Below are 4,744 nucleotides of genomic sequence, written 5' to 3'. Positions count from 1 at the left end.
TCAGCGCGTACGTCTGCGTCTTTCCCGCCTTCAGGTTCCCCAAGAGCTCCCCGGTCCAGTCGATCATGCCGTCGATCACCAGCTTGGTCTCGAGGACCCGCGCGGCGATCCGGCCCAGCACCGACAGCAGCACCTCCGGGTGCCCCGCCTGCCCGAGCGCCTTGAGCGTGCCGTCCACCATCGACTTCACCTTCGCGTTCCCCGAGACGTAGGCGACCAGCACGCGGGAGAGGGCCCCCACCTCCATCGGCTGGTCCTTGATCCGCGGGGCCTTCAGCCACGAATATTTCGTGTCCCCCATCTTCGTGAACTTCGGCTCCGTCTTCCCGTCCATCGGGGCACGGTTCCCGCACTCCGGCGTGAACCAGGAGTGGTCGACGTACTCCTTCACTTCCTTGCCGTCGACGTCGACGGCCGCGAGCTTCCCGCCGAAGATCGCGCCGCGCGGCAGGACCCGCTTCTTCGGATCGAAGGAGGCGTCCTCGAAGACGCCCCACGACAGGTAGTTCCCCACGCCCTTGCCGATCCCGGCGTACTTGATGTAGTACGGGGCGATCGCCAGCACGTCGGGGAGGAAGACCGTATCCACCCAGTGCTGGATCTTCTTCAGCCGCCAGATGACGTTGTCCATCACCTCGACGGTGGGGACGAACGTCGTACCGCCCGGGGGCGTGCTCATGTGCATCGGCATCTTCCCGCCGAGCTGCGCCACGACCGCCGACGCCTCCTTCTGCATCTCCAGCGCCTCGAGGTAGTGGGCGACCGCGAGGAGGTTCAGGTCCGGCGGCAGCTTGTATTCGGGGTGCCCCCAGTAGCCGTTGGCGAACGGCCCGAGCTGCCCGCTCTCCACGAACTTCTTCACCCTCCCCTGCACGTCCTGGAGCGACTTCTCCTTCGGCTTCGCCTGGAGGGCGGAGACGACGTCGACGTAGTCCAGCGCGTTCAGGTGGTAGAACCAGAGGATGTGGGAGTGGACGAACTGCCCGCCCTCGATCAGGTTCCGGATGATCCGCGCGTTGTCGGGCGGCTTCACCTTGAACGCGTCCTCCAGCCCCAGCGTGCTCGTGTGCCCGTGGGATACGGGGCATACGCCGCAGATCCGCTGGGTGATGAACCAGGCGTCCCTCGGGTCGCGCCCCTGCAGGATGATCTCGAAGCCGCGGAACAGCGTCCCGGAGCTCCAGGCGTCCTTGACCTTGCCGTTCTCCACCTCCACCTCGATGCGGAGGTGCCCCTCGATGCGGGGGATGGGATCGATCACGACTCGCTTTGCCATGGGATCTCCCTCTCGTCCTTTTCCTTATAAGAACCGTTGGAGGCGCGGCCTATTCCTTCTTCGCCGCGTCGCCGGACTTCCCGCGGGCGGCCTTGAGGACCGCGTGCCCCGCGATTGCCGCGCCGGTCGCGACCGCGATGCCGACGCCGACCTTGTCCGCGGTCATGTCGCCGTACGGCAGGGCGACGTTGGCGAGCTTCTCGTAGAACGGGGCGAAGTTGTCGGTCCACTGGTTCTCGGAGCACCCCAGGCACGGGGAGCCGATCTCGATGCACCACGACTCCTTGGAGTTCCAGCGCGTCTTCGGGCACTCCGACCACGCCTCGGGCCCCTTGCACCCCATCTTGTAGAGGCAGTACCCTGCGGCCTCCTCCTTCGAGCCGAACTGTTCCACGAAACGACCGCCGTCGAAGTGGGTCCGGCGCGGGCAGTTGTCGTGGATCTTCCGGCCGTAGAACATCTTCGGGCGGCCCTTGTCGTCGAGCTCGGGGACCTTGCCGATGGTCAGTACGTAGACCACCGTTCCGATCAGCCACTCCGGGTTCACCGGGCAGCACGGAAGGTTCACGACCTTTCCCTTCATGTTGAGGGCCTGGTCGACGCCCAGGATCTTCGAAGGGTTCGGCTTGGCCGCCGGGACGCCGCCGTCGACCGCGCACGACCCGATGGCGACCACCGCCTTCGCGTTGCCGCACACCTCTTTCGCGATGTCGAGCATCTCGCGCCCGCCGATCATCCCGTGACCGGGAACGGTGGGGATCCCGCCCTCGACGACGCAGATGTAATCCTTCCCCGCCACCGCCTTCGCCAGCACCTCGTCGGCCTGCTTTCCCGCCGCGGCCATGATCGACTCGTGGTAGTCGACGCTCAATATGTCGAGCACCAGCTCCGCCGTGTTCGGGTGGTCCGACTTGATGAGCGACTCCGTGCACCCCGTGTCGCTTGCGAAGTGGAGCCAGACGACCTTGGGCCTCCCGGCCGCCGCATTTTCCAGGGCGCGGGCCAGCTTCGGCGTGAGCGCGCCGGAAAACCCCAGCGCCGCCAGGGTCGTTCCCGCGATCCGGACGAATTCGCGCCGACTGAGACCTTCCCCCCGCCTCGTGAGCATCTGCGCCTCCTGCACCGGTAACATTTGGAATGCTTCCATTATTTTTAAAAAACGGTTCTATTTCTGTCAAGAAGAATATCCGCCCGGTGATTCAATACGTTACAAGCGAATTCGGATTGTTTTATGTACCGGCGAGAAACCGCTAAATGTTCTCGATACCGCCAGAGGGCCGGCTGCGGATGCGCTACGCGTCCAGTTCGAGAGAGACGATTTCGAGGGACTCCCCGCCCGTGGCGGATATGCCGGCGCCGCCGCACGTCGGGCATTCCCAGGGGATGGAACGGGCATCGGATACGCCGCAAGAGGGGCAGTCCACGCGGACCGGCTCCTCGTCGATCTCGAGGACCGCCCCGTCGGCCGGGGTGCCGCGGGCGACGTGACCGAAGAGGAAGGAGAGGTTCCCCGGCTCGATGGCGCGCAGCACCCCGACGCGAAGCCGGATCGACACCACTTTCTTCGCGGCGTGGCGGTCGGACTCCGAAAGCGCGATGTTCAGGATCTCGTTGGCGACGCCGAGCTCGTGCATTTCGCCGCTCCGAGCGACTCGAACCGGTCGAGGAGCGCGGGGAGCCCCTCCCCCGTGACCGCGGACGTCTCGAAGATCTCGACTTCGGGGTTGGCGGCGCGCGCGGCGCGGCGAACCCGCGAAACGTCGAACCGCACGTGGGGGAGCAGATCGGTTTTCGTGATGACGAGGATGTCGGACGTCCGGAACACCAGCGGGTATTTGAGCGGCTTCTCGTCCCCTTCGGTGACGCTCAGAAGGACGACGCGCGTGTCCTCGCCCAGCGGCACCTCCGCGGGGCAGACGAGGTTCCCCACGTTCTCGACGATCAGCAGACGCGTGCCGGACAGGTCCATCTCCGCGAGGGCCCGCAGAAGCTGCTCCGGCAGGATGTGGCACGAGGATCGGGTGTTGATCTGCCGGACCTGCACGCCCAGGCGGCGGATCCGCTCCGCGTCGATGTCGGTCTCGATGTCCCCCTCGACGACCGCCACGCCGCCCTTGCCTTCGAAGCGCGACAGCAACGCCTCGATGAGCGTGGTCTTCCCGGATCCGGGAGAGGAGATGAGGTTGATCGCGTAGATCCCCCGCTCGCGCAGCAGCTCGCGGATCCCGCGCGACGCCTCGTCCGCGGCCCGCAGGATCGACCGTTCCACCTCGACGCGGACCTTTCCTCCGGTGCCCATGCGGGTCAGGATACCACACCGGCCACCGCCATCCGTTCTGCTACACTTAGCACACCGTTACATTAATACGGCATCGTAAGGGAGGGTCCGGCGGAGTCGCCGCAGGAGGGGGGGCGAAGTGAGGTAAAGCGCCCCACTCCCGGACGAAATGCGCTCCCTGGGGTACCCCCGCTGCAGGAAGAACGGGGGGCACAGCCGTGCAGGTGCACCGCACGGCGAGCCACGAACGGAGTCCCCCCTCCGAGGCGGCGCAGCCGAAGAGGGAGTCTCGAAGGCGCAGTTGCATATCCGGGGGGCAATATGCGGGTCATCGGTGTCGGGAACATCCTCCTTCGCGACGAGGGGATCGGCGTCCACGTCGTGCGGGAGCTCTCCGCCCGGGGGGAACCGCCCGGCGCGGAGTATGTGGACGGCGGCGTGGCCGGCGCCACCCTGTTGAACCTCATCGAGGGGGAGGAGCGCGTCGTCCTCGTCGACGCCGTGGGCGCGCCGCTCCCGCCCGGGACGGTGGTCCGGCTCCGCCCGGACGATCTCGCCGGATCCGGCGCCCCGTCGTGGTCGCTCCACGACCTGAACCTCGCCGACACTCTCGGGATGATGCGCCTCCGCGGCACCCTCCCCGACGTGCTCATCCTCGGAGTGGTCCCCGCGGACATCGCGACGTACAGCCTCGAGCTGTCCCCGGCGGTCTCGGACCGTTTCGGGGAGATCGTGGAAAAGATCCGGGGGGAGATCGCGGCGTTCGCGGCCTCCCGCCGGGTGTAGCGGAAGAAGTGGCGAGGTCGGCGCTCGAGATCACGGTCCGCGGCGTCGTCCAGGGGGTGGGGTTCCGCCCGTTCGTCCACCGGATCGCGTCCCGCTGCGGCCTCGACGGGTGGGTCGCGAACACCCCCGGTGGCGTCGTCGTCCGCGTGGAGGGGTCGCGGGCCGCCATCGCGCGGTTCCGGTCCCTCTTCCGCGGGGAGATCCCGGCTGCCGCGCGCGTGACCCGCCTCACATCGCGGAGGGTGCGCCCCTCGGACGCCGCCGGATTCCGGATCCTCCGGAGCCGGACGGAAGGAATCGCCCTCTCGACGATCCCGCCGGACATCGCGACCTGCGCCGAATGCGCCGCCGAGCTGTCCGACCCGAACGATCGCAGGCACCTCTACCCGTTCACCAACTGCACG

At 67.3% G+C, this 4,744-nt stretch carries 6 protein-coding genes; 2 read left to right on the top strand and 4 right to left on the bottom strand.

Features of this window, described 5'->3' with window-relative positions; translation table 11 throughout:
• From HZB86_04100 to hypB, 4 genes are all read right to left on the bottom strand, one after another.
• On the bottom strand, positions 1 to 1,276 hold a 1,276-nt coding region (locus HZB86_04100; protein MBI5904721.1), incomplete at its 3' end, for a nickel-dependent hydrogenase large subunit.
• 49 nt (positions 1,277 to 1,325) lie between these two features.
• A complete protein-coding gene (locus tag HZB86_04095; protein MBI5904720.1) occupies positions 1,326 to 2,408 on the bottom strand; it encodes a hydrogenase small subunit in 1,083 nt (360 codons plus the stop codon).
• A gap of 160 nt (positions 2,409 to 2,568) precedes the next feature.
• Positions 2,569 to 2,910 (bottom strand): hydrogenase maturation nickel metallochaperone HypA, encoded by a 342-nt coding sequence (locus tag HZB86_04090; protein MBI5904719.1) that lies wholly within the window; start codon positions 2,908 to 2,910, stop codon positions 2,569 to 2,571.
• The gene (gene hypB / locus HZB86_04085; GenBank protein MBI5904718.1) at positions 2,877 to 3,575 is read right to left on the bottom strand and encodes a hydrogenase nickel incorporation protein HypB; all 699 of its coding nucleotides are present in this window, start codon (positions 3,573 to 3,575) and stop codon (positions 2,877 to 2,879) included. The genes HZB86_04090 and hypB overlap by 34 nt, the downstream gene beginning before the upstream one ends.
• A 300-nt stretch (positions 3,576 to 3,875) precedes the next feature.
• On the opposite strand from hypB, the gene HZB86_04080 reads away from it, so the two are divergent.
• Positions 3,876 to 4,340: a HyaD/HybD family hydrogenase maturation endopeptidase gene (locus tag HZB86_04080; GenBank protein ID MBI5904717.1), complete on the top strand. Its 465-nt coding sequence runs from the start codon at positions 3,876 to 3,878 to the stop codon at positions 4,338 to 4,340.
• 8 nt (positions 4,341 to 4,348) lie between these two features.
• Positions 4,349 to 4,744, top strand: a 396-nt coding sequence (locus HZB86_04075; GenBank protein ID MBI5904716.1) for an acylphosphatase, incomplete at its 3' end; no start/stop codon positions are given.

It is taken from the genome of Deltaproteobacteria bacterium, assembly GCA_016234845.1.
In the GTDB taxonomy this organism is placed as follows: Bacteria; Desulfobacterota; Deferrimicrobia; order Deferrimicrobiales; family Deferrimicrobiaceae; genus JACRNP01.
The sequence above is the reverse complement of the archived record's forward strand: the minus strand, read 5'-3'. Positions and strand labels throughout refer to the sequence as shown.